Origin of the sequence: Roseibium album (assembly GCF_001404515.1) — a bacterium.
In the GTDB taxonomy this organism is placed as follows: domain Bacteria; phylum Pseudomonadota; class Alphaproteobacteria; order Rhizobiales; family Stappiaceae; genus Roseibium; species Roseibium album.
Window position 1 is genome coordinate 433,328 of record NZ_CXWE01000005.1, and the last position, 26,879, is coordinate 460,206.

Below are 26,879 nucleotides of genomic sequence, written 5' to 3' on the forward strand. Positions count from 1 at the left end.
GCACGCACCCGTATCAGGCGAAGTTGCACGGCCGCAAATCAGCTTTCCAGCAGGCTTTGAAAATGATTGCGCAGTTCGTATTGACCGCGCTGCCCCTGCAAGACCTCTTTGAGCTCACCCTTGGAGTCGAACAGGAGCAACGTGACATGCGGCACACCGTGGCGGGTTGCAAAACCTTTGCCCTTGTCCGTGCGGATATTGGCGATCACGTAGTCAAGTTGCCCCTCCTCGAACATTGCCAGTGCCTCGCGGGTTTCTGCCTGGAGAGATCTGCAAAGCGAACATTGGGGATCATGTACCTGAACGATTGTCGGGAGGCCGTTGCCGACCCGTGTCAGGTCGTGTTCATGGCGCATGCTCGCGAAATTGTTTGCAAAGACGTAACCGGTACCGCCCAGCAGTACGGCCCCTATTCCGAGATTGCGCGCAAGGCGCAGAAACTTGCGTCTGCCCTGTTCAGCGCCGGACTGCGCGTGCAGCGCTTCGTTTTGCCGGTGTTTTCTATTGGTTGATCTGGTTGATTTCCGTTGTTTCTTCATAAATCACCTGTCTGAAATCTGGACCCGCACGCCCGCGATCCCGGCGGTTGCCGGTTGCGGCAGAGGGGTCACGTAACAATGATTGCGGCCCCCGGGCGGACACGGTCGAAGAGGTCGATGACATCCTGGTTGACAAGGCGGACACATCCTGAAGACACGGCCTTGCCGATCGAGGTCGGTTGGTTGGTCCCGTGCAACCGGTAAAGCGTGTCGACATTGCCCTGGAAGATGTAGAGCGCGCGCGCACCGAGCGGATTGCCTAAGCCTGGAGCCATACCGCCGTTTTTCGCGCTGAACTGCTCCAGTTCCGGTTCACGGGCAATCATTTCATCGGGAGGCGTCCATGTCGGCCAGGGCCGTTTCCACGCAATCCGGGCGCGGCCGGACCACTCGAAGCCCTGCCGCCCAAGGCCAACGCCGTAACGCATGGCCGTTCCGCTCGGCTCCACCAGATAGAGATAAAAACTCCCGGTATCGACCACGACGGTCCCGGGGTCCTCGCTGGTCTGGTAGGCAACACGCTGCCGCCTGAAAGCGGGCGCAAGCACCCTCGGATCGACCGCTGGGATCGGAAACTCTTCCTGCGGGCGCGGCCCGTAGTTCTGCAGGAAATTTGCGTCCACCGCCGGCTGCGCCGGTGTCGGGGTTGGAACGGGCGTTGTTCTTGTGGAACAGCCGGCAAGGGTCAGGGCCAACATACCCAGCCCGCCGGACAGCGCCTTACGCCGTGTCACGTTACTAGTCATCGATGTCTTTTCCGAAACGCGGCGCCTAAAGCACGACCACTTGCGTTCCAAGCGGAACGCGATTGTAGAGATCGACGACATGGTCATTGATCATGCGGATGCAACCGTTGGAAACCGACCTGCCAATGGATCGTGGCTGTGTCGTCCCGTGGATGCGGTAATAGGTATCGCGGCCGTTCTTGTAGAGATAAAGCGCACGGGCCCCGAGTGGATTATTGATCCCTCCGGGCACGCCATCGGCATAGCGCGCATATTTTTGCGGCTCGCGACGGATCATGTTTCTGGTCGGTGTCCAGCGTGGCCATTCCGCTTTTCTGTCGATTGTCGCCCTGCCTCTGAAAGCAAGACCGGCCTTGCCGACGCCAACGCCGTAGCGGCGCGCGCGTCCCCAGCGCTCCATCAGATAGAGGAAGTGGTTACGTGGATCGACCACGATGGTTCCAGGCGCATAGTTCATGGAAAAGAACACACGCTGCGGCGCATACTGAGGGTCGAGTTTAAAATTCTTGTATTTCGCAGTGTGATGCGCATTTGCAAGTCCCGGCTGTGCCAGAACCAGCGCTGCAGCACCGCCGAGCAATAATTCCCGTTTGTTCAACACGAGGATTTCTCCTGATTTTTCAACAACCTTATGGCGAACCTTCGGGTTCACCTCACAAGACGGTCAAATCAGGAATTGGGTGGTTTGGGTTCCAGCCTTTTCGGAACCGATGTGTGATGACGAACGGAAACCCAGTCGGGGTGGTCCTGAACGTCCCGGGAAACAAATGCAGCCCCGGCCATCACCGCCTTGCATTCGGAGTTCTTGCAAAATGACGGCTTGCTTTCGGCTATCGGCTCCTCGCCACAGCAGGTGTCTTCCTGCAATTGAGCAACTGCGACATCCATTGTGATCACGTCGGACACCCCATCCAGGGACACATCAACCGCCCCGCGCGCAAAACCTTGCTGCGCGCCCGCGATCAAAAGTCCAACAATGAGTAAAATCCGGAACATGAACAACAATTTACAGAAGCAGGTTAATGAAACCTAGACACGTAGCTTCACAGTCCTGTGAGGGGCGCGTGTTACCTCGCCCCTCCGAAAAGTATTTTACCGATCACACGAACTGGAAATCGTCGCTTTCGAGGGAGAACAGCAATGTGTTTTGAAGGGTCAGGCTGTCCGTCTCACTCAAGGCAAAGACTGTGTCTGCTCCTTGTTGTGAAGCTGTTGCCAGAAGATCCTCGAAATCAACGATGTCATCGAAAGAAATCGAAATGATATCTCCGGCTGCAGACGACGTGTCTGCATCAAGAGCCGGTTCGAAATCCTGGATGACATCGTTGCCACTGGTGAAGTGGAAAATGTCCTGCCCGGAACCGCCAATCAGGATGTCATTCCCGGAGCCGCCCTCTATCCGGTCATTTCCATTTCCACCATTCAGCTTGTCATCACCGGACCCGCCGGTCAGGCGATCATCGCCCTCTTCACCCGACAGCACATCATTGCCACCCAGCCCTGCGATCAGATCATCCCCGTCGCGGCCCAGGATCGTGTTGACTTCATTGTTCCCCACAATGACGTCATCAAGTTTGGTTCCGTTGATGTTCTCGATGCTTACAAGATCATCATGTTCAACGGTCCCGGCGGCGATGCCCTGGTTCAGGGCTGACCAGCCCAGGGAGCTGTTGTCGAGTGCTGTTGCCCAGGACCGGTCCAACCGGATGTAAATTCCTTCCGCACTCTGCGAATAGTCGGCCGTATCTGAACCTTCACCGCCATCAAGCAGGTTGGATCCGGTACCACCAAACAAACGGTCGTTACCGCCTTCTCCGAAAATCTCGTCGTTTCCACCCTGACCGGCAAGGAAATCGTTGCCATCACCGCCCCAGATTGCATTGGCTTGTGCGTCCCCGGAAATAGCGTCACCGAAGCTGGAACCAATGATGTTCTCGATGTCTACGAAATCGTCATGAGCGACAGTGTTGGCGGCGATTCCCTGTGTCAGCGCAACCCAGCCGGGAGCCTTGTTGGCAAGTGCCGTTCCCCAGGACCGGTCCATGCGGACATAAACGGCCTCCGAGCTCAGTGAATAGTCCGCTGCGTCAGCGCCATCACCCCCATCAAGAGTGTTGTTTCCGGTGCCGCCCTGCAATCGGTCGTCGCCGTCGCCTCCCAGCAGTTGGTCATCTCCTTCTCCGCCATTCAGGGTATCGTTTCCAAGACCACCGGAAACAATGTCATTGCCGCCTTCACCGCTGATATCGTCGTCATCCGCGCCCCCGCGCAAAAGATCGTCTGCGTCCGTACCGGCGACCGGCTGCGAGGCTGCCGGCAGCTCGGACGTGGTGAAGTTGAAGGTCGATGTGTCTCCTTCTTCAATACCCTCAAATGTGTTGCCGTCCGAATCGACAAAAGCTCCGTCGGAGATTTCGACCGAGTAGCGAGTGTCAGCCTCGAGATGTTCGGGAGGCGTTACCACCACCGTGGTTCCGTCGAATTGAACGAGCCGCGCGTCTGTTACGTCAATCAGGGTCCGTTCGCCGGTCGAACGGTTCACCAGAGTGAGGAATCCTTCCCCGGCCTTGACCTCTTCGGTGAAAGTGAGGGCAAGAGAGGCATCGTTCGAGACATCACGCTCGTTGTCCGTCGGTGTCGCCGAAACGAGATAGGGATCCGCCTCTCCGTCAATGGTTACTTCGACCGGGAAATAGACAGACCCTTCAGATGAAAAACCGAGGCGCCCGTCGGAATTCGATCCCCAGGTGAAAATCGCACCGTCATCGGCAACCGCAATGATCGAATTCGGGCCGGTATGAATTTCAACGATGTTCACATCGTCGAGCTGCGGGATCAGCGTAGGATAGAAGGACGCATCCGTTTCAGTCGCCGGATCACCGTCAAGACCGCCACTCGGGCCTTCGTCGTTCGGACCCCAGACGTAGACATCCCCGTCTTCGGTCAATGCAGCGCCCCAACGCGCGCCACCTTTGACTTCGACGACATTGCCTGGAAGGCCGGGTAGCTCGACCGGGGCAAGAACATCGGCCGTATCGACGTCAAACGTTCCGTCACCATTGTCCGTTCCCTGAAGAAGCTGCCCGTACCGGTTTTCACCCCAGCCGAATACCCGTCCGTCTTCGGTTACGGCGTAAGACGTCTTTGTGTCCGCAGTCACGGAAACAACATTCGACGGCAGGCCTTCGACAAGAACAGGTTCAACGGCGCGGCGTGCGGGAGTTCCGTCGTCCTCAAGCGCATCGGGTGAACCGAGTTGGCCGTCGGTGTTGCTGCCAAATGCATAGACCTGGCCATCGGCGGTCAATGCAAGCGTATGGGACGTTCCGGAGGAAACCAGGACAACCGTTTCGTTTACCAGCGCCTCGACCACTGTCGGTACATGACGTTCACTCTGATCACCGAGACCCAGTTGTCCGTTGGAGTTCGTTCCCCAGGCGTAGAGTGTACCGGTGTCTGAAATCGCGTACGAAACGCCATTCCCGTTCTCGATGGTGGCGATGTTGACATCGTCAAGCGCTTCGACGCGGGTCGCGGTTGTGCGGGTCTCTTCATCACCGGTACCAAGCGGCCCGTTGTTGTTGAAGCCGAATGCGTAAACGTCACCGTCTTCGGTCAGGAAGGTCGTGTGCAGCAGACCAGCGGAAACGGAGACGATCTTGGAATCGAAACCGTCTGGCATCGAGACTTCGACAGGTGTCTTGATATCAAATCCGTTCGTGCCGTTTCCAAGTTGACCAACGACGTTTTCTCCCGACGTGTAGAGCGTATTGCTTTCCTGGTCGAGGAAGACGGAGAAATGGTTGCCTGCGCCGGCAGTCGCCGATGTGACCTCGGCCTTACCCTCGTAAAATTCGACAGCACGCGGACGGTCGAGTTGGTCGTCATAACTGGAGGACCCGAAAACGCTGGTTTCTCCCGCATCCAGATAGTCGCCATCGCCGTTCAGATCGCTCAGCCGCACGACATTGTTCGCAGCCCCGAATGTATTTGCTGTCAGGGACAGGTTGCCGTCTTCATCCGCCGCGACGGAAAATCCGATATCGGCGCCAAATCCTTCGGGCATCGCCGAGGCATTCCAGACTTCGGTCGCTTCGCTTTGATCGTCGATCTGGCCGGAACCGTCCAGATCTGTCAGTCGGTAAAGCTTGAGTTCTTCTCCGGTCTCCGGAAACCAGGTAAGCGTATAGAGTGAGCCGTCAACAGATACAGCGTTTGCTATGTCAACAGGCGCTCCGAAGTTCATGTCGTCGGAAATGAAGGTCTGGACTTCGCCATCCTGAATCTTGCCGTCGCCGTTCTTGTCCTCGATCCGGTAAATGGCGTCCGTTGCCGCTCCGGTCAGGTCATTGAGGTAGGCCACGTTGCCGTCAAAACTGATATCGAAGGGAACGGCCGTGTCGATGACCGTCTGCACGTCGAGCCAGAGCGTCGCCTCGCCTTCATCGTTGGCATCGCCGTCCCCATTCAGATCAACCGTCCTGTAGATCGCATCCTGCGGTGTGGACCGGGTTCCGGCGTTGGTTACGTAAATGGCACCATCGAGTCCCTCGTGGATCCCGTTCGGAGTGATGGTTGAGAACCCGGCCGCATTGTCGGCAGAAAACCAGACATTTCCCTCCCCCTCGTCTTGCGCGTCACCATCATTGTTCTTGTCCATCAATCGGATGACGGCATCCGCCGTACCATCCCCGTAATAGACGGACTTGTCGGCAGCTTGATGGACGGTGAAGACGTTATTGGTCGGAAGCGAGAGGCCCGAGGCATTGGTCTCGTCGAAGAAGACGGAGGTCTCACCGGCACCGGACGCGGTGCCGTCGCCGTCCAGATCCTGCAAAAGCAACAACTGGTCGTGTCGCTGGTCCCCAACCAGAATGCCGTTGTTAACGCGTGAAATAAGTCGTGCCATTTGAGGCTCCCGAGCATGATGAATATGTGTTTGCCTGGCGAGCCTGCTGGGTTGTTTGCATCCAGATATTTCCCAACCCAAACGTTGTCAATCACAAGAATTTAAAATTTGAATAAAATACTCAAGTTTAGAATTATTCCATATTTATCAGCGAGATGAACAAAATATTGGCGAATGGACTCAATATCGATACGAGTGAAGCCCGCCCTGCACGAAGTTCGGGGTTTCCGGTCGTTTCCGGCCCTGGGCTGGACAACAATTCACTCCGCGATCTATTTGCAAAACAGTGTTCGCCGGACGATTGGGTGCGACGGTACACCAACGACTGGCAGTCATCGATTTCATGTCTGCAGGCATTCAAGCTCGCTGACGATTCTGTGCTTGCCTGCCCTTTGCCTGGCGTGTCGACTGAAAACGGTAACTTGACGCCGCGTTACCCATGCGTCTGAATTGTCTGACACAATTGCGAACCGCCTTGCCTTCCACCGCCCGGAGGCTGCAGGCCGGCGGCAGGCAGCATTGGGAGGCGACGACATGAAATTCGACCTGGGAACCTATTCGCGGAAGATCACGACGAAATCGCAAGAAGCAAAAGATCACTTCGACCAGGGGCTGGTCTGGCTTTACGGCTATAATCATGAAGCTGCAGCCGGCTGTTTTGAAAAGGCCATTGAAAGTGACCCCGATTGCGGCATGGCCTATTGGGGTCTCGCCTATGCGATTGGCCCGAACTACAACAAGCCCTGGGAGTTCTTTGAGCCCGAAGAACGTATCTCGATGCTGAAAAAGGCCAAGGAGACCGTCGAGACCGGCCTGAGCCTTGCAACAAAACTGCAACCGGTTGAAATTGCCCTTCTCGAAGCGATCGGAAAGCGTTTTCCGGATGACCCTTCTGTAGAGGACTATCTCCCTTGGCACGACGCGTTTGCAGACGCAATGCGTCAGGTACATGCTGCGCACGGGGACGATCTGGATATCGTGACGATATTCGCCGAAGCCCTGATGAACCGCTCGCCCTGGCAGCTCTGGGACTTGCCGAACGGGCGGCCTGCGGAGGGTGCGTCAACCCTGGAGGCCCAGACCGCGCTGGAAACGGTTTTCAACGAACGCGCCGACGCCTGGGAACACCCTGGCCTTCTCCACATGTATATCCATCTCATGGAGATGTCGCCGACACCGGAAAAGGCTCTGAAGCACGGCGATCGGCTGGTGGATCTGGTGCCCGAGAGTGGTCACCTTTGCCACATGGCAACGCATATCGACGTCCTGTGCGGCGATTATCAGAATGTGGTCTGGCGAAATCACAGGGCCGCGCAGGTTGACCGAAAATACGAGAATTTTGCCGGTTCGCAGAATTTCTACACGCTTTACCGCATCCACAATGTGCACTTTGAAGCCTATGGCGCGATGTTCCTGGGGCAACCTGAACGAGCCTTGGCGGCATCGGAAGAACTGATGCGCATGTTGCCTGACGAAGTCGTGCGATTTTTTCCGGATTTGTTCGAGTCCTTTTACGGCAAGAAAATTCACGTCATGGTTCGCTTCGGCCAGTGGCGCGAGATTTTGAACGAAATGTTCCCGCAAGACAGGGAACTCTACAGTTACACGACGGCAGCCATCCATCAGGCACGCGCGGTCGCTCTGGCAAATCTCGGTCGTCTGAAAGACGCGGCAGAAGAGCGGGAACTTGCAGTTGCCGCGCGCAAGGCGGTGCCTGAAAGCCGGATGGTTTTCAACAATACCGCCGACGATGTGCTGGCGATCGGCGAAGCGATGATGGACGGTGAACTCGCTTTCAAATCCGGGCAGAGGGATGAGGGCCTGAACCACCTGCGGCGTTCAGTCGAACTCGATGACGGTCTCCTCTATGACGAGCCCTGGGGCTGGATGCAGCCCACGCGCCACGCACTCGGCGCCTTGCTGCTGGAGGACAACCGTTTTGAGGAAGCGGAAGCGGTTTACCGCGCCGACCTCGGGCTGGACGATACGCTGGCCAGGGCCTGTCAGCATCCTCAAAACATCTGGAGCCTTCATGGCCTTCACGAGTGCCTGGTCCGGCGTGGCGAGCTGACAGAGGCCCGGCATGTCAAACTGCTTCTGGACAAGGCCGCTGCACGCGCGACTGTTCCGATCCACGCCTCCTGCTACTGCCGCAGCAGGGCCAAGGCAGCTTGACATCCCCTGGGCGTCTCATGGTCTGACGCGGGTCGTTCCGATTGTCTCAGGCATAACGTTTTGCCCCGGCGACGCAAAGGACAACGAACACCGTCACTGCAATCATCAGTGGCGGCGTCGGCTCCGACAGCAACAGCGCGGACAGGATCAGGCCGAAGAATGGTTGCAGGAGTTGCAGTTGCCCGACCCCTGCCGTGCCCCCGAGAGCGAGACCCCGATACCAGAAAAAAAAGCCGATCAGCATGGAAAACATGGATACGTATCCGACGCTGATCCAGACAGTTACCGGCAATCCGGTCAAGGTCTCCGGCCGGAAGACAAGTGCCAGTGCCGCCATCAGCGGCAGAGCCAGGACCAGGGCCCAGCAGATTACCTGCCACCCCCCAAGCCGTCGAGACAGCATTGCGCCTTCCGCATAGCCGAGCCCGCAAACGACAACGGCCGCGAGCATCAGGGCATCGCCGAGGAGCGAGACGTCTGCATTCTGGTTCAGGGCGAAACCGACAACCGCCAAGCTGCCGAGAACCGAAAACAGCCAGAACAGGGGCCTGGGCCGTTTGTCGCCGCGCAGGACCCCGAAGGCTCCCGTCGCCAGCGGCAACAATCCGATAAAGACAACCGAGTGAGCCGCCGTGATGTGCTGAAGCGCCGAGGCCGTCAAGAGTGGAAAGCCGATCACGACCCCGGCTGCGACAATGATCAGCGACGGAAGATCGGCGCGGTCCGGTTTTGACTGCCGCAGGACCAGAAGGATCGCACCGCCAAGCAGAGCGGCGAGCACAGCGCGTACCGACGTCAGAAACATCGGATCGAGCGATCCGACGGCAACACGTGTCGCGGGCAGCGAACCGCTGAAAATAAGTACGCCCACAAAGCCGCTGCCCCAGCCGGAAAACGAATTGGTCATTCTGTCCTCTGATTTTTTCACTTTCCTATTCCGTGGGGCGTGACAGCGACAGACACAAAACAGTACAATATTGACAAATTGTATTGCATGTTATGCCCATACAGAGGAGTCCATGAAGATGAAAGCCGGACGGCGTGCACTGGTGATGGACGACATCGGACGCCGGATAACCTCCCGCGCACTTGTTGCCGGCGACAAGGTGCCTTCCATTCGGAGCTGCGCTGCGAGACTTGGCATTTCACCTTCAACCGTTGTGGAGGCCTACGACCTTCTTGTCGCCGATGGTGTGATAGAAGCCCGTCGGGGTGCCGGCTTTTTTGTCGCCGACAAGCCTCAACCATTTGCCGTTGCCGAAACAGGTCCCCAGCTGGAGCGGGAAGTCGACCCGCTCTGGGTCGCCCGCCAATCCATCGACACCGGAGAGGAAAAACAGAAGCCGGGCTGCGGCTGGCTGCCTGCGGACTGGATGCCGGTTTCTTCCTTGCGCAAGGCAATGCGCTCGATGTCAAGCGCTCGTATCGACTTGTTGACCAACTATGGAAGCGCCAAGGGCGAAACCGGATTGCGCCGTTTCCTGTCCCGTCGATTGCACGACCAGGGTCTGGCGGCAGATCCGGATCAGGTCCTGTTGACGGGTTCCGGGTCTCAGGCACTGGACCTGGTCTGCCGGATGCTCCTGAAACCCGGCGACACGGTACTGGTGGACGATCCCTGCTACTTCAATTTTCAGGCTCTCCTTCGAGCGCACCAGGTCGCCATAAAAAGTGTTCCTTACACCGCACTGGGGCCAGACCTGGCAAAATTCGAGGCAGCTCTGACTGAGCACCGCCCACGCCTTTATCTTACCAACTCGGCACTTCACAATCCGACCGGTGCGACGATGTCCGCACCAACCGCGCATCGGCTTCTGACCCTCGCCGAAATCCACGATCTGGTGATCGTCGAAGACGATATCTTCTCGGATTTCGAACCCGATGTTTCGCCGCGCCTGGCATCGCTCGACGGCCTGGAGCGGGTGCTGCGGGTCGGCAGCTTCTCCAAAACGCTGTCAGCCTCGTTCCGGTGTGGCTACATCACCGCGCGGCCTGACTGGATCGAGGCACTGACCGACCTGCAGGTGGCAACAAATTTCAGCGGTCCCAGTCCGATGGTCGCCAGCCTGCTTTATTCCGTCCTTACTGATGGCGGATACCGCAAACACCTGGATGCACTGAAAACAAGACTCGTTGCCTGTCGCGGTGATGCAATCAAACGACTGGGAGAACTCGGTTTTTCGCCCTGGATCGAGCCTCGCGGCGGTTTCCTGCTGTGGTGCGAACTGCCGGGTCAGCATGATGCCACGGAGCTTGCCCGCGCTGCCTTGCAGCAAGGCCTCGTTCTTGCTCCAGGCAACGTCTTCAGCGTCACGCAGAACATGGGATCCTTTATGCGGTTCAATGTCAGCCAGATGCGGGATCCGGGTTGCTATGAAACACTTGATCGCCTGCTGACCGGAACACTAAACACCTGAAAAACGGAAGTGCTCCGACCCGCTCCCGAACCGCGACTACAAACACTCCAGCTTTGTCCGGACAGCTTCGATCTCCTCGGGCGACAATGTACTTGAAGAAAATTCGCCCAGTTTGCCGTCGATTCCGCATTGAATTGTTCTGGACGCCAGGTCGATCATCCCGGGCCGGTCGGTAAATGCGATCAAACCCGATCCAAGCACGGTGTATAGACCGTCAGGCTTGGGTTCTGAATAAAAGCCTTCGACCTGAACGATACCCACCTGAGCATCGAAAACCCCGCTCTCCAAACGTTCTGCTTCAATGCCACCGGGAACCGGAGAGCCTGTAATGCGGGCAAAGTCGCCGGACGAGAGATGTCTGGGACTGATCCCGGAGATCTCGGTCCGCCCAATTCTGTCCGGCTGACCGGTTGCCGGCCGGAAATACGTTCCGCTGACCTCCGCCGGTCCCTGCCAATCCGGCAGCAGGTCTATCGAAGACGCAGAAACGCGTTCCGATTTCCACAATCCGCTGACGGCGACCCAATCGCCAATGGTCGCATTCAGTGGCAATGCTCCCAGATCGACCTGTGTTCCAAGGACGGTCAGCATCCCGTCACCTATTGCCTCCACCGGCCCGACCAGGGGCAGCACCTGCCGGATATGCTCGGCGCGCCAGATGTTGCCTTCAAGGCGAACGACAACTGCGACCGTGAGACCGGGTTTCAGTTCACCAGCGGCAATGCCGGGAACGGAACCTGTCACCTGCAAATCGTTCGTGATCTCGATCTTCTGCCCGTTGACATAGATGCTGCCAAGCTCGGTGATCACTCCAACAATGCCCGTGCCGACAATACCCCCTTCGCGCTCTTCGCTGTCCTGGGCAAATGTCTGGCCGACGCTGAAAAGCACTGCTGCTGCTGCGATGAAACGGAGGAGCACTGTCACCCTTCCTTGTCTTTCGGGATTGTCGGCAGGATATAGGCACCGGCGACAAACCGGCCATTCTGATTGCTGTCCTGGTCCTTGTCTTGCAAATGGCGCGCCCTGGAGTTGATGTCCTGAAGCAGTTGCTGCGCCTTGTCTGCCGACAGGGCGCGCAACTCTTCAACAGATGCAGCAGACAAATGTGAATATCGTACGGCACGATCGAAATGCCGTTGCGTTTCCTGACCCGCAATCAGGTTGTGCGTCGCGGCAGCCAGATGCGCTGACAGAGTTGCCCGATACGCGGCCACCTGCTCCGCGCTGCCGGCTGTCGGTACGAAGGCATCACCAAGCAAACGAAGGCTGCCGTCTTTCAGCTTGGCAACGAGCTTTTGATCCAGAAGCGTTTTCAAGACGGTTCCCGGCGCCATGTCGATGCGGGCCTGCCGGACAAGGTCATCAAACCCCGGATCGCTGTCTGATCCTTTCCGGAGCAGATCCTTTGGCTGGTTGTCCTTGTTCAGGTATTGCGGTGCTGTCGACCAGTAACCGACAACAAGCGAAGCTGCACTGCAGCTACGCCGCTCGGGTGCATCATCGTCTTCACTGCGCAAGCGTTTGACATCCTTGCGGTGAAGTCCGGTCAAGGCGCTGACCTTGCTATCATTTGGAGAAGGGTCGGAAGTGTCTTCAGCCGCTGTTACCAGAGCCTTTTTCAAGGCCTCGGTTGCCGTGCCAATTGTCACGCCACGCGCGACCATCGCTTTTGCAAGCGGTATTAGCAGATCGGCAAGCGCGGTCTCAAACGGGTCCTTTGGTCCGGTCGACATATTAATCCATACAGTTGGTCACAACAGGTATTTAGCACTCTTTCCAGAAGTTCTTGCATTTCGGTGTTCAACATTTTCGTGACGGGGAGTTTAAATATCGTGACATAAAATGGGAATATTTCCCATTATTAATGATCACGCATCATTGATAAGGGAGGGTGCCATGCCGGAATTTTCACTTCACACGTTGAATGGGTCTCAAGCGATTGACCCCGTCGCTCCGCAATTTCTTGCTGACCCTCTTGTGTGCCTGACGCCGGCGGATCGGCGGAAATTCAGGGGATTCGGTTGGGGCGAAACGGTTCGCCCGCGCCATGCCACGATTGCCGCCGCCTTGCGCCACTGGATGCGCTCGCAACCAGATGCGATCGCCGTTGAATGCACCGGCCAGACGATGAGCTACCGGGAACTTGATGAGGCATCAAACCGGCTCGCCGGATTCTTGAAACGCAATGGCGTCAAACGCGGCGACGCTGTCTGCCTTTATCTGCAACGCTCACTGGAAATGGTGGTGGGCATTGTTGCGACGCTGAAACTGGGAGCTGCCTACGTGCCGCAGCACGTCGGCGTTGCGCCTAAAAAGGGCTTGCGTCATATCGCGAATGTTACCGGGGCAAAGGTCATTCTCACACTCAGCGACGTGGCAGACCAGGTTCCGGTCGAAGCACATCAGGTGCTGGTCGAAATTGACAGGCTGGTGAATGACGAAGCGCTTTCTTCAAGCGCGCCGGATCTCATTTCGCACCGGGCTGAACCGGACGACCTGACGATGATCCTGTTCACATCGGGCACGACCGGCGTACCCAACGGTGTTCAGGTAACACACCGAAACCTGGCCAATATCCTTCTGACCTCCCCCGGAGATCTGGGTATGCGGCCCGGTCTCAAGGTCGGACAGATCCTGTCCATCGCGTTCGACATGGCGGCCTGGGAAATCCTGGGCGCATTGTCCAACGGGGCGACCCTGGTAATTCGCGGCAAGTCCATTCAGGAGACGGCAGAAAAGGTCGACGTTCTGATCGCGACACCGTCAATCCTGTCCTCGCTCGATCATGACCGCTGCAAGGAGGTCAAGGCGGCGGCAGTCGCGGGCGAACCTTGCCCCCGGTCCCTTGCCGACACCTGGTCGACATTTTGCACATTCTACAATTCCTGCGGGCCGACAGAGACGACAATCATCAACACTGCAGAACCCCATTTTGTCGAAAAGAAAGTGCTGTCCATTGGTCGTCCAACGCCGAACAACACGGTCTACATTCTGGACGAGGACCTGCGCCCGATGCCGATTGGCGAGAAGGGGGAGATGTGGGCAGGCGGTGATTGTGTCACAGCCGGTTATCTCGCCAATCCGAAGTTGACCGATGAGCGTTACCGGCCGGACCCTTTCCGCCCCGGTCACATGATGTTTCGCACGCGCGACCTTGGCCGCTGGACCGAAGACGGCGAACTGGAACATTTCGGACGGGTCGATGACCTCGTCAAGATCCGCGGATTTCGGGTCGAACTCGACGGCGTTTCCAGTGCACTTGAGAGCACCGATTGCTGCATTCGTGCCGTCACCCTGAAACTCGATGACCGCAACCTGGTGAGTTTCATTTCACCTGCAAGTGCGTGTCCCGAGAAAGCCAGGCAGCAGGTCAACGATCGCCTGCCCTATTACTGTATGCCGACCGTTGTCCTCTCGCTGCCGGAACTGCCCCGGACGCCTCGCGGCAAGCTGGACAAGCGCCAGCTTCACAAGCTCGCCGAAGACCATATCGCAAGCGAAGGTGTGGAGCTGAACTGATGACTACACACACGACAAATCTCGACTACGCCGCACCGAACTGGCGACGCATGACCCGGCATCCCGCGATCATGGAATACAGACGGCTTTATGTTCTTGTCGCCGTCATCAATCTGGCAACCCTGGTCGCAGGCATCCGCAACGGACATTGGTTTGACGGTCAGGCCTTCCGCCTGGACGCGATCGCCGACATGGCGCTGATCAACCTCTCGCTCGGCATTCTCATCCGCCAGCAACGGGTGATCAATGCGCTGTTCTGGCTGGCAACACGCATTCCGGTCACCTGGCCGCTTTGGATCAGGTGGGGTGCCGGAAAGGTGTTTCACTTCGGCGGGTTTCACTATGGTGGCACCGTCGCCGGAACGCTGTGGTTCGCGTTTCTGCTCTACGCCATGGTGGCAGACAGGTTGTCCGGATCCCTGCAGATCTCGAACGTGACACTTGGCCTGAGCGGTTTGATGGTAACCTTGATGAGCCTGATGATCGTCACCGCCATGAGCCGGTTCCGAACGCGGTTTCACAACGCCTTTGAAAAAATTCACCGGTTTGTCGGTTGGACGGTGCTCGCCCTCTTCTGGGCTCAGACGGTCTCCATCTCAGGCGATATGGGTGTCGCGCTGACAGGCACTCCTTCTTTCTGGATGCTGTGCATCATCACGCTTTCCATCGCTTCGCCCTGGCTGACCCTGAAACGGGTGCGCGTGGAAATCGTCAAGCCTTCAGATCATGTCGTGCTCGCTCGGTTCAACTACGGAGATACTCCGTTTGCCGGCAGCTCAAACGCGATCAGCCACACCCCTTTCGGTGAGTACCACTCGTTCGCAAATATTCCCGCGCCGAACGAACCCGGCTACCGGTTGGCCATTTCCCGCGCCGGAGACTGGACTGGAGCGTTTATCGACAACCCGCCCGAGAAAGTCTGGGTCAAGGGCATAACAACGAGCGGTGTTGCCAGGATCGAGGACCTGTTCACGAAGGTGGTCTACGTCGGGACCGGTTCCGGAATAGGCCCGATCCTGCCGCATCTGCTGAAGCGCAAGGTCCCCAACAGGCTTATCTGGTCGACACGCTCGCCGCGCAAGACCTATGGCGACGATCTGATTGATGAAATCGAATCCCATACGGAAAAGCCGCTGATCTGGGACACTGATGCTCAAGGCAAGCCGGACCTGTCGGCGCTGGCCCTGCAGGCAGTGCGGGAAAGCGGCGCCGAGGCGGTCATCGTGATTTCAAACCAAAAGCTGACCCGAAAGGTGGTTTACGACATGGAATCGCTCGGTATTCCCGCCTATGGCGCAATCTGGGACAGCTGACATGTTTGAGACAATCGAAACCGGCATCAGGGATCGGGTCGCAACAATCCGCCTCAACCGGCCCAGACAGCTGAACGCACTCAATACGCAGGTCATGGAAGAAGTGCTGGAGGCAGCCGCCGCGTTCGAAGCCGACAAGAAGGTCGGTTGCCTCGTGCTCAGCGGAAACGAACGCGCCTTTGCTGCAGGTGCCGACATAGCAGAGCTGGCTGCCCAGGATTACGCCTCCATGCAGGCAAGCGACTTCTTCTCCGGCTGGGACAGGTTCGCGGCGTTGCGTCTGCCCAAGATAGCCGTCATCGACGGCTACGCCCTTGGAGGCGGTTGCGAACTAGCCATGATGTGCGACGTCATCCTGGCATCCGAAAACGCCAGGTTCGGTCAGCCGGAAATCAAGATCGGCTGTATTCCGGGGATCGGTGGCACCCAGCGACTAACGAAGCTGGTCGGCAGGACTATGGCGATGGACATGATCCTGACCGGAAGGATGATTGATGCCGCCGAAGCCCTGCGCATCGGATTGGTCAGTCGCGTCATTCCACGCGATAATCTGGAAACCGAGGTCAACGAGGTCGCAAGATCCATTGCAGAGTTCCCCCGAGATATCGTTCAGATGGCTCGCGCCTGCGTAAACATGGCCGAGAACAGCACACTGGACATGGGAATACGATACGAGCGGCAGACTTATCATGCGTTGCATGGCCTGCCGGCCCAGCGCGAAGGCATGTCTGCGTTTCTTGAGAAAAGAACTCCGCGCTTCAACGAAGGCTGAACAGCTGAAAACAAAGGTCCGGCACCAAGCTCACGCCTGGTTGCCGGACCTGAGTGCCCGGTCCGCCCCGGAAACCCGTAACCTGCCCTGCACGTCCCGATCCGTCCGCGGTTCCTCGGCGGCGCTCCTTGCGAGCACGATCGCCGCCCACGCGTTGATCCGGGTCAAGGACAGGCATCATTTCGTCGGGCAAGTAAAGCAATGGAGCAATAGGTTCGCAAGACCATCGACCGATATGAGTTGGAAATGCGGGCATTTTAACTGGCCGGAAGTTAAATTTTACAAGCTTACGTGGATAACCCAGGGGAAACTCCAGACGACCTGGGAACCGGGGAACGAGGAAAGCGCGTCATGACCATTGCCAATGATGAAAAGTGGATCGATAAAGAGAAGACAGGTTTGTCGGAGGCAGCCATGGACATCAACCTCACACTTTCAACTGACACGATCCGCATGCTCGTCCAGAAGGCGCGCGCCGCTGCATCGGCCATGAAGGACACGTTCGAGGACGGTCACGACGGTGATGTGGAGTTTGATGCGGACACCCTGGAAGAAGGCCATAACCACGACGGGCTTGCCGAGGAGGAAAGCGACGATCTTTCCAATGAGGAATTGCGCGAGCTGATCGAGGACTTCAATGTCGACGAGGCTGCAGAACTGGTTGCCATCACCTGGATCGGTCGGGGTGATTTTGACGCCGAAGATTTCTACCAGGTCGTAAACGAAGCCCGGGAGCGCGCGGTCGGCTCCACCGCAAAATACCTTCTCGGCATGCCTCTGCTGGCCGACTACCTGGAAGCTGGCCTGGACGCGCTGGATCTCTGACGAGACCGTGGACCCAAAGTTACGTAGCCTTGCAGCATCGCCGCGTCTTCGAGAAATGCCGGGAAACCGGCAGCGCGCGCCTCGCTGCAGGTCGCAATGTGCCGGCAGCGCTTGATCCGGATGACCGATCGCCAGACATGATGCCGCTGCCGCGAATGGTTTGGACCTGGACAATTCAGGATGCGCCGGACACTCTCGAATGCAAGTCTGCCGGTCATTGTAAGCCAGTTAGTCAGGGAGAACGGTCTTGCGAGCACGGGTTTTTCAGCCATCCGGCTCGACTGTCATTCGCATCTCGTGTCAACGCTCTGCAGTCTCTCGTGGTTCACCTGTCAATTTGGTTTCAGATTGATCCTCAGGGAACACTTGTTCATCAATGCGGCTCCACGAGCGCTCCATACAATTCCGGGCGTCTGGTCGTGTTGAAATTGAATTCCTCCTTCCGGCCCGGTTCACATTCCGCCATATCGCATTCCGCCACAATCAACTCGTCATCGGAGCTTTTGGCGATTGCAAGTATTTCGCCATAAGGGTTGATAATGCTGCTCCCCGCAATCAATTCCACGCCATCCTCGATGCCCGCCTTTGCTGCGCCCACGACGAAACAACTGTTTTGATATGCGCCCGACTGCATGCACAGAAGATTGTGAAAATTTCGCAATTCGGGAGACTGGTCTTCGCGGGGATTATGCACGGGAGACGAGTAGCCGAGCAGGATTAATTCGGCTCCCTTGAGGCGCAGCATTCGATATGTTTCCGGCCATCGGCGATCGTTGCATATGCAAATGCCAATCTTGCAGGAGTTGAACTCTGCAACCGGGAAACCGAGGTTCCCAACCTCGAAATAGTACTTCTCCAGGTTTTGAAAGGGATCATCTGAAACAGGCGCTGCGCTCCCGGGCAGATGCACCTTGCGATACTTCAGTGTGATGTCCCCGGATCGGTCAACCAGGATCATCGTATTGAACCGTCGGATACGGCCCTCTTCCTCTACAAGTTCGGCGTATCCAAGACTGAAACCAATACCCCTTTCACGGGCAGTATCGAACAGTCGCTGGGTGTTTTCAGATGGCATACTTTGTTCGTAAAAGTGGTCAAACTGCTCCAACCGGGCGACATGAAAGCGCACAAAAACAGGTATCAGTGCGAACTCCGGAAACACGACAAGATCGCAACCTCGGTCGGCGGCGTCGTTCAACAGCGCGACCATCCGGTCCAGGACCATTTTTCTACTCGCTTTATTGTCAATGCTCATGGCGTTCGTAACGCCGCCCAACTGCGCTGCCGCTACTTTGATCCTTCTCGACATTGGTCATTCTCCTGCCGCACGGCCTCGCTGCATTCAGCTGAAGCTCTCTTTGAAAACGAACGCTAAGTCACTTGTTCGTCTGGGACATCAAAACGGTCAATTGACCTCTTCTGCCGCGGGATTTGCCGCAACAAGCCAATAAATCCGATGGAGCCATCGCCAGCTATTTGTGAAAAAAATTTACAACATTCTTAAAAAATACCGCAAAAGAGATATTTTCTCAATATCAGGAGCATCAGATTCATCAAAAATGAAAAAAATTTTCAATAAGAAATAGAGAACACCGGATAGAGCGTAAGCGCGGAAATGAGATCGTTACCTAGACTTCCGTCGCAATCCTGCATAATCATCTTTGATGACGAAAACCAGACCAGAGCGGCGCCTTGCTGCAATAGTTGCTGCAGATGTGGTCGGCTATTCCCGGATGATGGAGCAAGACGAAGTCGGCACTCTGAACCGTCTGAAGGATTTTGAGAGAAACGTTGTAGAACCCGCCGTCGAAGAGCATTTCGGACGGATCGTCAAGCGAATGGGCGATGGATACATTGTCCAGTTTCAAAGTATTGTCTCGGCTGTCGAATGCGCAATGGAGTGGCAGAAAGCATCAGATGCACAGATCACTTTTCGCATCGGTGTAAACCTTGGTGACGTGATCGTTGAGGACGATGATATCTATGGTGAAGGTGTCAATCTTGCGGCCCGACTAGAGTCTGTAGCAAATCCGGGCGAGATACTTGTTTCAGAAGACGTGTTCCGTCAATCCGGCGGGAAGGTCAGCGCGACTTTCCAGGACCTGGGTGAGAAGACGCTCAAGAACATATCAGAACCCGTTCGGGTTTTTCGGTTGGCGTCTGATGAACCCAATTCCCCAGACACGCTGGCAAGTCGACCGGCCGATGACGCCCAAACATCCTGGAAAGTCGCGACGGTTTTGGTTTCCCCTTTTCGCCATCTGGGCTCGGGTGGCGACGCAGCGAGTCTCGCGTCCGGGTTGACCGAAACTCTGGCTGCGGCTCTGGCGCATTTCGAGGAGTTCAAGATTATTGATCCCGGGAGCGCGACTCACAAGATCTCGAACCTGGGTACACTCGACGCTGGACGTCAGCTGGGCGTTGAGTACGTGCTTGAAGGTTCGGTTCAGATTTCGGGACAAAAAGTTCGCGTCGGTGTTCAACTCATTGATGTTGCAAGTGGCAGCCGTGTCTGGTCGGATACGATCAACCGCGAATTTGAGGATGCATTCGAACTTCAGGATGACATAACCGCCTTCGTTGCATCCACAATGAGCGATGCAGTTGGTGAAGAGTGGGCCAAGGCGATCCTGGCAAAACCGGATGCCGCGCTCGATCCGCATGAACAGATGATACGCGGTCTTCAATTGCTTCATCGGGGAAACCCAAAAGATTGCGCGAATGCCAGAGCGTTCTTCGAAAAGCTGGTTCAATCCGACCCGAATGGGATGTTCCCAAAACTCTGTCTGTGCTGGACCTATGCAAGCGAGTTGTCGGGAGGCTGGCCCCTTGGCCGTGAAGATGCACTGGAATTTTCCTTGCGCGAAATGCGTGATCTCATGCGTCGGTATCCACGCTCTGCTCATATTCATCGGCTCGTCAGCCGGTTGTGCATTTTCGATGGCGACCATGCTCAAGGTGTTGCACACGCGGAACGGGCCTATGAACTGAACCCATACAATAGCGATATGATGATGGCGCTTGGCCTGGCGAAACTTTGGAATGGAGAACACGACACAGCCGTGGTTCTGCTTGAGAAGGCATTTTCCACGAACCGCTATGCACCTGACATATTCAAGATCTATCTCGCCCTCGCCTACTATCTCACCGGTCGTTTCGATGATGGCCTGAAGCTCTTTGACAGTATCGAAGGTACCACGTCAGTAACGCAGATTTACAGGATCCTGAACCTCGTTGGATTGCAGCAGATCGAAGAGGCAAGGGCGGAAGCACAATCCTGGCTCAACAATAACGCAGGATCGAAGCTGGGCGACGCTCAATCAATCAATTCGTTTAGGCATCAGGAAGATCGTGAGCAAATTTTTGCCGCCTTGCGCATGGCAGGCCTGTCACAATGAAGGTCTGGAGATCCCCGCTTTTGCGCGTTTGGCGATAATCAGAAAGTCAACTTGCTTTGGTTCAAGCGAACCTGAACTTTCATTGCTGGATGACTGCTTCGTCCGCTCAGGCAGCCCTGACACTTTCAGCAACATTCGTCTGCTTCCTCCGGTCCTGTGAATGCATCACAGCCATAACGAAGACCGGCCATTGAGATGCGGCCTCAGAGTGCTGAACGAAGAGTTTGGGGTCTGTTTCGACGACGGCTACACAGCCTGAGCTGGGCACAAACCTTCAAGCAGACGATCTGATAGTGTGGTCGAATGAACGTGGCCAATCACTACAGTTTTCACAGAGCAACCCTGGATGACCTCGCTTTGCTTGAGGCGTGGCAATCAAACCCCCACGTCCTGAAGTGGTGGAGTTCCGACGAGCCGTATGACGAAGCGGATTTGGCGGATCCGCGTGTGGCGCGCTGGATCGTCTCAACAAGCGAACGGCCTTTTGCGTTCATGCAGGACTACTCCGTGCACGGATGGGACGATCACCATTTTGCCGACCTTCCCCAAGGCTCGCGGGGCATCGATCAATTTATTGGAGATCCGGAGATGATCGGAATAGGCCATGGATCAGGGTTTATCGGCATCAGGATGCAAAATCTCTTCGATGAGGGTGCACCTGTGATCGCGACGGATCCGCATCCGGACAACAAACGGGCAATAGCCGTCTACAAGAAGCTCGGATTCAAACCGTGCGCGCCACCGCAGGAAACGCGGTGGGGTGTGATCCTGCCAATGCTGGCGACCCCGTAAACACAAGGCGACCTGCAGCGGGCTTGTCCGGATCTTGGCCATTCATTCTGGTTGCAACGAACGTCAGCTATCGGGATCAGGTCATGAAGCCGCGAACGACCTATATGAGAGCGCATAATCTTTCAGAGTGCCACTGCGATGGGTTGCTTGGAGTTCGATCCTCAAATGCAGAGAACGCAATTTAGTTGGCAACAATGTTGTTTAACGCGCCCAATTTCTTCTGGAATTCGCCAAGCCGCGACTTCTCGAAGATGCTCATGATCAATCCCGACCGATACTTGAAAAATACAGGACAGGAAGGCAAATTCTCAAAAAGGGTTCCTGTAAAACTATCTCTATTTCAACAACCTGGGTATCGCGGCATGGCGCCAACTGAAAATGAATTGCCGGACAGGCGTGCACAAGCAATTCAGGGAGCGTTTGACGCTCTCAAGTCTCATGGGCTCGGGGAGCTGTCATTCGATCTTGTTGCCAGTAAGTCCGGAATGTCCCGACAATTGGTTCGCCACTATTTTCCCGACCATGAAGCATTGATGATCGCGGTATGTGACCATCTTGCACGACTTTACAGCGAGCCATTGATAGCTGCAGCAAGTGCGCTTGATGGTCCCGAGAGAATTACGGTTTTCCTCGATTTCTACTTCGACTTGCTGTCGGATAACCCCAAGCCGCGTGACGACCAGGTCTATGATGCGATGATGGCTTTGGCGGCCAGGTCAAATTCAATCCGCACTGCGCTCGCCGATCAGTATGGTCTTTTGGGTCAAGTACTTGGCCACGAGTTTGTTGTCCAATACCCTGAGCTTAGCCAGCAATCTGCATCTGAGCTGTCTTTTTTGTTCGTCAGCATAATGTACGGACATTGGAAAATGGTTGCTTCTCTTGGGTACTCCGAGGAGCACAACATTGTGACACGCCGCGCCATCGACCGCCTGATCAAGTCTTACATCGAGTCACCCTCCGCCCTCTCCCAACCGATCAAAATCTGGTCGAAGCAGCCGAAATTGTAGTTTTTCAATTTGAAAATAACGCAAATGTCATCTCGAAAACCGAAGCATTAAATATCTGAGAAAAATAAACAATCCATGCAAAGCCGTGATGGCTAAAATTATTTCGAAAGAATTTTGATTTTCATATTGGAAATCTTCTGAACGCGATATTGACATATACAACAAGCGCTCACTTCATAAACTTGTTAACCAAAAAATATGCTTCAGTTCTCTGCAGGATTGAAGCTTTTTCAAGTATGGTTTTGGGGGGCACCTCATGCAAAGATTTCTGTTCAAGGCAGCTGCAAGCCTTGCAATGATTTCCTCGGCTGCAGCTGCACCCCTCCAATGGTCGTCTGGATCTGGCGGCAATGATCATTGGTACGAATTTGTTGTGCTCGAGGTTGTACTCAAGACCGAAATTCCGTCATTGACAGCGGCACGGGCAGAAGCGCTTGCCAATTCATCTTCCTTTATGGGCTTGGGCGGCTGTCTTGCGACAATGACTTCTGCTGCCGAACAGACATTTCCGAATTCGCACTGGTTGGTCGCGAACAGCGTTACCGGCCAGTTTATGGACAACAGCTTCTTCTTGATTGGCCTGACGGACCGCAATGCTGAAGGTTCATTCGAATGGCTAGGAGGGCCTGAAAACGGATATCGATTAGCACACTTTGATCGGACTGCGGGAGCGCGGCTCAACAGAAAACTGATCCGTAGAATACAGACTGGTTAGGTTTGGTCTGCGGTTGACTTTTGGGGACCATTTTCACCGCACAAGCGGAGCGAGATCGAAGAGGTGACAGGTGGCTAGATACTTGATCCGCGTCCGGCTTCAGTGGGAAAAAGTACCGGCGCAACTAACTCGATTCCCAAATGCATCACCCCACGGTCCAAAGGCATCTCTGCTTGTCGATTGGGACAACAAGATCTGGGTTGCGCGAGAAAACTGGCAGGAACTTCGCGATTTTCTGAAGGAACCCGTTGTAACCGGGTCTGTGAACACATCCCTGACTCGCGGCAAGACGGTTCCCTTGCTCGGCAGGCGCAACGATCCCGTTCTCATTCTCGATTACTTCGATCTTTCAGGGTCTGCTCCGGCTCTCGAAGGGAACGCCTTTTGGAGCAAACAACCGTCAAATCCCAATCTTTATGCGTTGCGGACCTATTGGTGGCGCGTGCGCGATGTCAGCATCATGTCGCCCTATGATCGTCTCGCGGAGATGATTGACATCGCGTGCACCGACCCGGCACTCCGAGAAGATCTGGAAAAACATCTCGGTGCATTTGCCAATCCGGTGATCCTGCTGCCGATGGCGGGTATATTTCTGGTCTTCGTGGGTGCGGAATATCTCGGCGGTGCCGCTTTTGTTTACGCCGTCCAGGCAATTCTGGGAGTTGGCAACCTGGCTGCCGATGTTGCCGAATACGAATCCCACTTCCGTCAACTGAACAAGATCTTGCTCGAACCGAGGCGCGAGGAACGTGACCTGAAATACGGCGCCAAGCTGATCAAGGAAATTCTTGTCAGGCTGTTGCAAGATCTGGTGATGGCGCTCGGCATTCACGCGCTTGGATTGATCGTTCGCAAACTCTGCGCCGCGTTTATGGAGATCGCGCCCGAGGAATGGCGCACGAAGGCCAAAGACAAGCATGCAGAAGCCCAAAGCAAAGCGGCACGCAACAAGGCGACTCGGCACGGTTACGGCGGTGAGCATCACCTCAAGGACCCAAACAACGTTCAGATGACCCATGCCGAGGTCAAGGCGCACTCAGATGCCGCACGCGACAGCTTTCAGGTCATCGTCGTTCGCGAGGGGTCCGAAGCGCGCACTCAGATCGCCCGCTCTCAGGTCTGGCACGGCTCCAAGCATACATGGCTCAAGGCGAAATCAAGTGATGGCTTTCACGGTTTTGTCTGCCTGGAGAAGGGCGACTGGTCGCACGATCTCAAGCCTGCCGGTACGTACAACACCGGGGATCTGCTTGGTATCAGCAAGGAGATCGACAATTATGTTCAGCCGGGCGGACAGGGCCAGACCCGCAGGTTGCCGATGTACGAACTCCCGACCGACGGCCGCAAGATACCTGATATTGATTACGAAAATGCCGGAGCCGGCAAGGCGATGATGCAAGGACATTATCTTGTCGATCTCGGCACACACAACGGAAAACAGAAGTTCATGGTCGTCAACAAGACCCAGGGCCCAATCGCCGCCGACGTGGATATTGCCGCCCGCATAGATCCTCACGCAAAGGGACCCGGGCACTACGCTTCGATGGATACCGATCCGAAAGTCCGCAATCCCGAGGATTCAGCAGTCCTTGAATACGACATAAACCGGCGGGTCTGGGAGTACGCAGACGAGTATACGAACCGTCCCACTACCTCGGCAAACCATGGTGGTCGAACAGGCAGTGCTGGCCATGCGGCCATGCAGGATGCTCGCGGCAAGGGGCATTGGAAACCGTTCGAGAAAAATGGCGATTGGATCGATGAACGACTGGTCGTGTTTCTTCCGGTCAAGAGCAGGACAGGGCGGCCCTCGGCTCAGATGTTCGTCATCAACAACTGGGCTGATTTGCAGAGCTTCTGGAAAGCCAATCACTGGGAATGGCCACGAACCTGGAACAAATGACAGTCAATTCACCGGCTTCCTCCCTGTATCAAGTGATTACAAGCGCAGTACTCAAGTCCGTGTACACGTCCTCAACACCGCTTGCGTTCGCCGCGGGTCGACCATGCACTTGGCTTGGTCCACGATAACAATGCGGAGCGACCAGGGTTGAAAACGGCAGGTTCGTCCGCGTATCGGCTCATTGCTTGATCGTGTGAACGTCATCTATCGGGATCAGGTCATGAAGCCGTGAAGCTCCAATTTGGAGGAGCATTGCAGCAAACGACCGAACAGACCCTAGGCGTCGTCGCTGGACCGAAACTACTTATCTGCGCGATGGCTGCTTTGTTCGCTGCGCCGACAACAGTACAGAATGTTTCGATACTGAATGACGTTCCAACAGTGGAAGCTGGCGATGCAGCATTGATGACTGCGCAGTACAGACACACTGCAAGTTGCTCGCGTAGCGGTCATGCAAGGCGCGTGCGGACAATTGCAAGCTCAAGACCACAGATCCCTTCAAAAACGCGTTCGTTTCTGACTAGGATGCGACCAGACGTATGCTGCCGAGACAATGGAGAGGTCGTTGGAACCGTTTCGCGGAGTTTTCACCCAGCAGGAAGCCATACCGGACGATGCGATCGCAGCGGCCGTCGATGTGATGCGTACCGGACGCTTGCATCGCTACAACACGGTCGGTGACGAATTGGGGGCCGCTTCCGAACTGGAACGTGCCTTTGCGGACTATCAGGGCACCCGGTTCTGTCTGGCCTGCGCCTCGGGCGGCTACGCGATGTCGATCGCCCTGCGCGCCGCCGGGGTAGAGCCCGGCGACACGGTTCTGACCAACAGCTTTACTCTCGCCCCTGTACCGGGCGCGGTTGCGAGTGTCGGAGCGCGACCGGCGTTTGTTGAAATCACCGAAGACCTTGTCCTTGATCTTGATGACCTGAAGACAAAAATCAGCGAGACCGGTGCAAAGGTGCTGCTGCTGTCCAGCATGCGCGGACATTTGTGCGACATGGAAGCGCTTGTTGCGCTTCTTGCGGACAACGACGTGCTCCTTGTCGAGGACTGTGCGCATACGATGGGTGCCAGCTGGAATGGCCGGGCGAGCGGCAGTTTCGGCCTTGCCGGATGTTTTTCAACACAGACCTACAAGCACCTGAACTCGGGAGAAGGCGGATTGCTGACCTCCGACGATCCGCAGTTCATGGCACGCGCAATCATGCTTTCCGGATCCTATATGCTATACAGGCGCCACGGTGCGGCCCCTCCCGAGACAACATTCGAGGATATCCGGCTGGAAACACCCAACATGTCCGGACGAATGGACAATCTTCGCGCCGCGATCCTGCTGCCGCAACTTCAGACATTGGACAAAAATGTTCAGCGCTGGAACGAAAGATACGACCTCATCGCCGATGGACTGTCGGAAGTCCCGGCGATCAAGCTGCCTCGCCGCCCCGATCCGGAGCACTATGTCGGCAGCTCTATACAGTTTCGCTTTCCCACGCTCGACCCGGAAAAGATGCTCCGATTTGTTGAACTCAACAAGGAGATGGGCGTTGAGCTGAAATGGTTCGGAGACAACACTCCGGTCGCCTTCACATCAAATCATCACAGCTGGAAATACACAGACCCGCAAGAGCTCCCAAAAACGGACCATATTCTTGCAAGTTTGTTCGACATGCGTATACCGCTGAGCTTCACCCTTGGCGATTGTGCGCATATCGCACGCATCATCGGACACAACGCCAGCCGGTGTACTTCGGAGGGAAATCTGAGAAAAATCGAATAAATCGCATTTATTTCAATATGTTAATTGCGTCAAGCCGTAACACTGTGAGTCGGTGAAAATTCC

The 26,879-nt window shown here is 56.0% G+C and carries 21 protein-coding genes; 12 read left to right on the top strand and 9 right to left on the bottom strand.

The features are described 5' to 3' along the window. Positions 1-38: 38 nt before the first annotated feature. The 5 genes from LA5095_RS18895 to LA5095_RS18915 all read right to left on the bottom strand — a co-directional run bounded on the left by LA5095_RS18895 (position 39) and on the right by LA5095_RS18915 (position 6,194). On the bottom strand, positions 39-539 hold the full coding sequence (locus LA5095_RS18895; protein WP_055117690.1) for a thioredoxin domain-containing protein: 501 nt from the start codon (positions 537-539) through the stop codon (positions 39-41). A gap of 68 nt (positions 540-607) precedes the next feature. Further along, positions 608-1,285, bottom strand: coding sequence for a L,D-transpeptidase (locus LA5095_RS18900; protein ID WP_082442884.1), 678 nt, complete (start codon positions 1,283-1,285; stop codon positions 608-610). 25 nt (positions 1,286-1,310) lie between these two features. Beyond that, positions 1,311-1,886 (bottom strand): L,D-transpeptidase, encoded by a 576-nt coding sequence (locus LA5095_RS18905; RefSeq protein ID WP_408010179.1) that lies wholly within the window; start codon positions 1,884-1,886, stop codon positions 1,311-1,313. A gap of 68 nt (positions 1,887-1,954) precedes the next feature. Then, on the bottom strand, positions 1,955-2,281 hold the full coding sequence (locus tag LA5095_RS18910) for a hypothetical protein (protein WP_055117692.1): 327 nt from the start codon (positions 2,279-2,281) through the stop codon (positions 1,955-1,957). 103 nt (positions 2,282-2,384) lie between these two features. Beyond that, positions 2,385-6,194 (bottom strand): RCC1 domain-containing protein, encoded by a 3,810-nt coding sequence (locus tag LA5095_RS18915; protein WP_055117694.1) that lies wholly within the window; start codon positions 6,192-6,194, stop codon positions 2,385-2,387. A gap of 534 nt (positions 6,195-6,728) precedes the next feature. Here LA5095_RS18915 and LA5095_RS18925 point away from each other — a divergent pair. Beyond that, positions 6,729-8,369 (top strand): tetratricopeptide repeat protein, encoded by a 1,641-nt coding sequence (locus LA5095_RS18925; RefSeq protein ID WP_055118061.1) that lies wholly within the window; start codon positions 6,729-6,731, stop codon positions 8,367-8,369. A gap of 46 nt (positions 8,370-8,415) precedes the next feature. Here LA5095_RS18925 and LA5095_RS18930 read toward each other — a convergent pair whose 3' ends face one another. Then, the gene (locus tag LA5095_RS18930; protein ID WP_055118063.1) at positions 8,416-9,276 is read right to left on the bottom strand and encodes a DMT family transporter; all 861 of its coding nucleotides are present in this window, start codon (positions 9,274-9,276) and stop codon (positions 8,416-8,418) included. Between the two features lie 112 nt (positions 9,277-9,388). Here LA5095_RS18930 and LA5095_RS18935 point away from each other — a divergent pair, with 112 nt between their 5' ends. After that, entirely contained in the window at positions 9,389-10,786 is a 1,398-nt protein-coding gene (locus LA5095_RS18935) for an aminotransferase-like domain-containing protein (RefSeq protein WP_055117698.1), read from the top strand. 36 nt (positions 10,787-10,822) lie between these two features. Here LA5095_RS18935 and LA5095_RS18940 read toward each other — a convergent pair whose 3' ends face one another. After that, positions 10,823-11,707 (bottom strand): DUF5666 domain-containing protein, encoded by an 885-nt coding sequence (locus tag LA5095_RS18940; protein ID WP_055117700.1) that lies wholly within the window; start codon positions 11,705-11,707, stop codon positions 10,823-10,825. A 2-nt stretch (positions 11,708-11,709) separates the two neighbouring features. Continuing rightward, positions 11,710-12,522 (bottom strand): DUF6502 family protein, encoded by an 813-nt coding sequence (locus tag LA5095_RS18945; RefSeq protein WP_055117702.1) that lies wholly within the window; start codon positions 12,520-12,522, stop codon positions 11,710-11,712. Between the two features lie 163 nt (positions 12,523-12,685). Between LA5095_RS18945 and LA5095_RS18950 the strand changes: the two genes are divergently transcribed. The 4 genes from LA5095_RS18950 (at position 12,686) to LA5095_RS18970 (ending at position 17,218) form a co-directional block, all read left to right on the top strand. Further along, positions 12,686-14,308: an amino acid adenylation domain-containing protein gene (locus LA5095_RS18950; RefSeq protein WP_055117704.1), complete on the top strand. Its 1,623-nt coding sequence runs from the start codon at positions 12,686-12,688 to the stop codon at positions 14,306-14,308. Beyond that, positions 14,308-15,621 (top strand): FNR domain-containing protein, encoded by a 1,314-nt coding sequence (locus tag LA5095_RS18955; protein ID WP_055117706.1) that lies wholly within the window; start codon positions 14,308-14,310, stop codon positions 15,619-15,621. The genes LA5095_RS18950 and LA5095_RS18955 overlap by 1 nt, the downstream gene beginning before the upstream one ends. A gap of 1 nt (position 15,622) precedes the next feature. Then, positions 15,623-16,393 carry an enoyl-CoA hydratase-related protein gene (locus LA5095_RS18960; protein ID WP_055117708.1) on the top strand — a complete coding sequence of 257 codons (771 nt, stop codon included), beginning with the start codon at positions 15,623-15,625 and terminating at the stop codon, positions 16,391-16,393. A 351-nt stretch (positions 16,394-16,744) separates the two neighbouring features. Continuing rightward, the gene (locus LA5095_RS18970; RefSeq protein WP_173937365.1) at positions 16,745-17,218 is read left to right on the top strand and encodes a DUF3775 domain-containing protein; all 474 of its coding nucleotides are present in this window, start codon (positions 16,745-16,747) and stop codon (positions 17,216-17,218) included. A gap of 373 nt (positions 17,219-17,591) precedes the next feature. On the opposite strand, the gene LA5095_RS18975 is transcribed toward LA5095_RS18970, so the two are convergent. Further along, entirely contained in the window at positions 17,592-18,527 is a 936-nt protein-coding gene (locus LA5095_RS18975) for a nitrilase-related carbon-nitrogen hydrolase (RefSeq protein WP_055117712.1), read from the bottom strand. Positions 18,528-18,882: 355 nt separating this feature from the next. Here LA5095_RS18975 and LA5095_RS18980 point away from each other — a divergent pair, with 355 nt between their 5' ends. The 6 genes from LA5095_RS18980 to LA5095_RS19005 all read left to right on the top strand — a co-directional run bounded on the left by LA5095_RS18980 (position 18,883) and on the right by LA5095_RS19005 (position 26,816). Continuing rightward, entirely contained in the window at positions 18,883-20,616 is a 1,734-nt protein-coding gene (locus tag LA5095_RS18980; protein WP_055117714.1) for an adenylate/guanylate cyclase domain-containing protein, read from the top strand. Between the two features lie 303 nt (positions 20,617-20,919). After that, positions 20,920-21,408 (top strand): GNAT family N-acetyltransferase, encoded by a 489-nt coding sequence (locus tag LA5095_RS18985; protein WP_055117715.1) that lies wholly within the window; start codon positions 20,920-20,922, stop codon positions 21,406-21,408. 257 nt (positions 21,409-21,665) lie between these two features. Next, positions 21,666-22,418: a TetR/AcrR family transcriptional regulator gene (locus LA5095_RS18990; RefSeq protein WP_158510411.1), complete on the top strand. Its 753-nt coding sequence runs from the start codon at positions 21,666-21,668 to the stop codon at positions 22,416-22,418. Between the two features lie 295 nt (positions 22,419-22,713). Beyond that, positions 22,714-23,133, top strand: coding sequence for a C-type lectin-like domain-containing protein (locus LA5095_RS18995; protein ID WP_144436053.1), 420 nt, complete (start codon positions 22,714-22,716; stop codon positions 23,131-23,133). Between the two features lie 70 nt (positions 23,134-23,203). After that, positions 23,204-25,036 (top strand): hypothetical protein, encoded by a 1,833-nt coding sequence (locus LA5095_RS19000; RefSeq protein ID WP_055117721.1) that lies wholly within the window; start codon positions 23,204-23,206, stop codon positions 25,034-25,036. Between the two features lie 565 nt (positions 25,037-25,601). Then, complete coding sequence (locus LA5095_RS19005) at positions 25,602-26,816, top strand: DegT/DnrJ/EryC1/StrS family aminotransferase (protein ID WP_235808872.1); 1,215 nt, start codon at positions 25,602-25,604, stop codon at positions 26,814-26,816. Positions 26,817-26,879 lie beyond the last annotated feature (63 nt).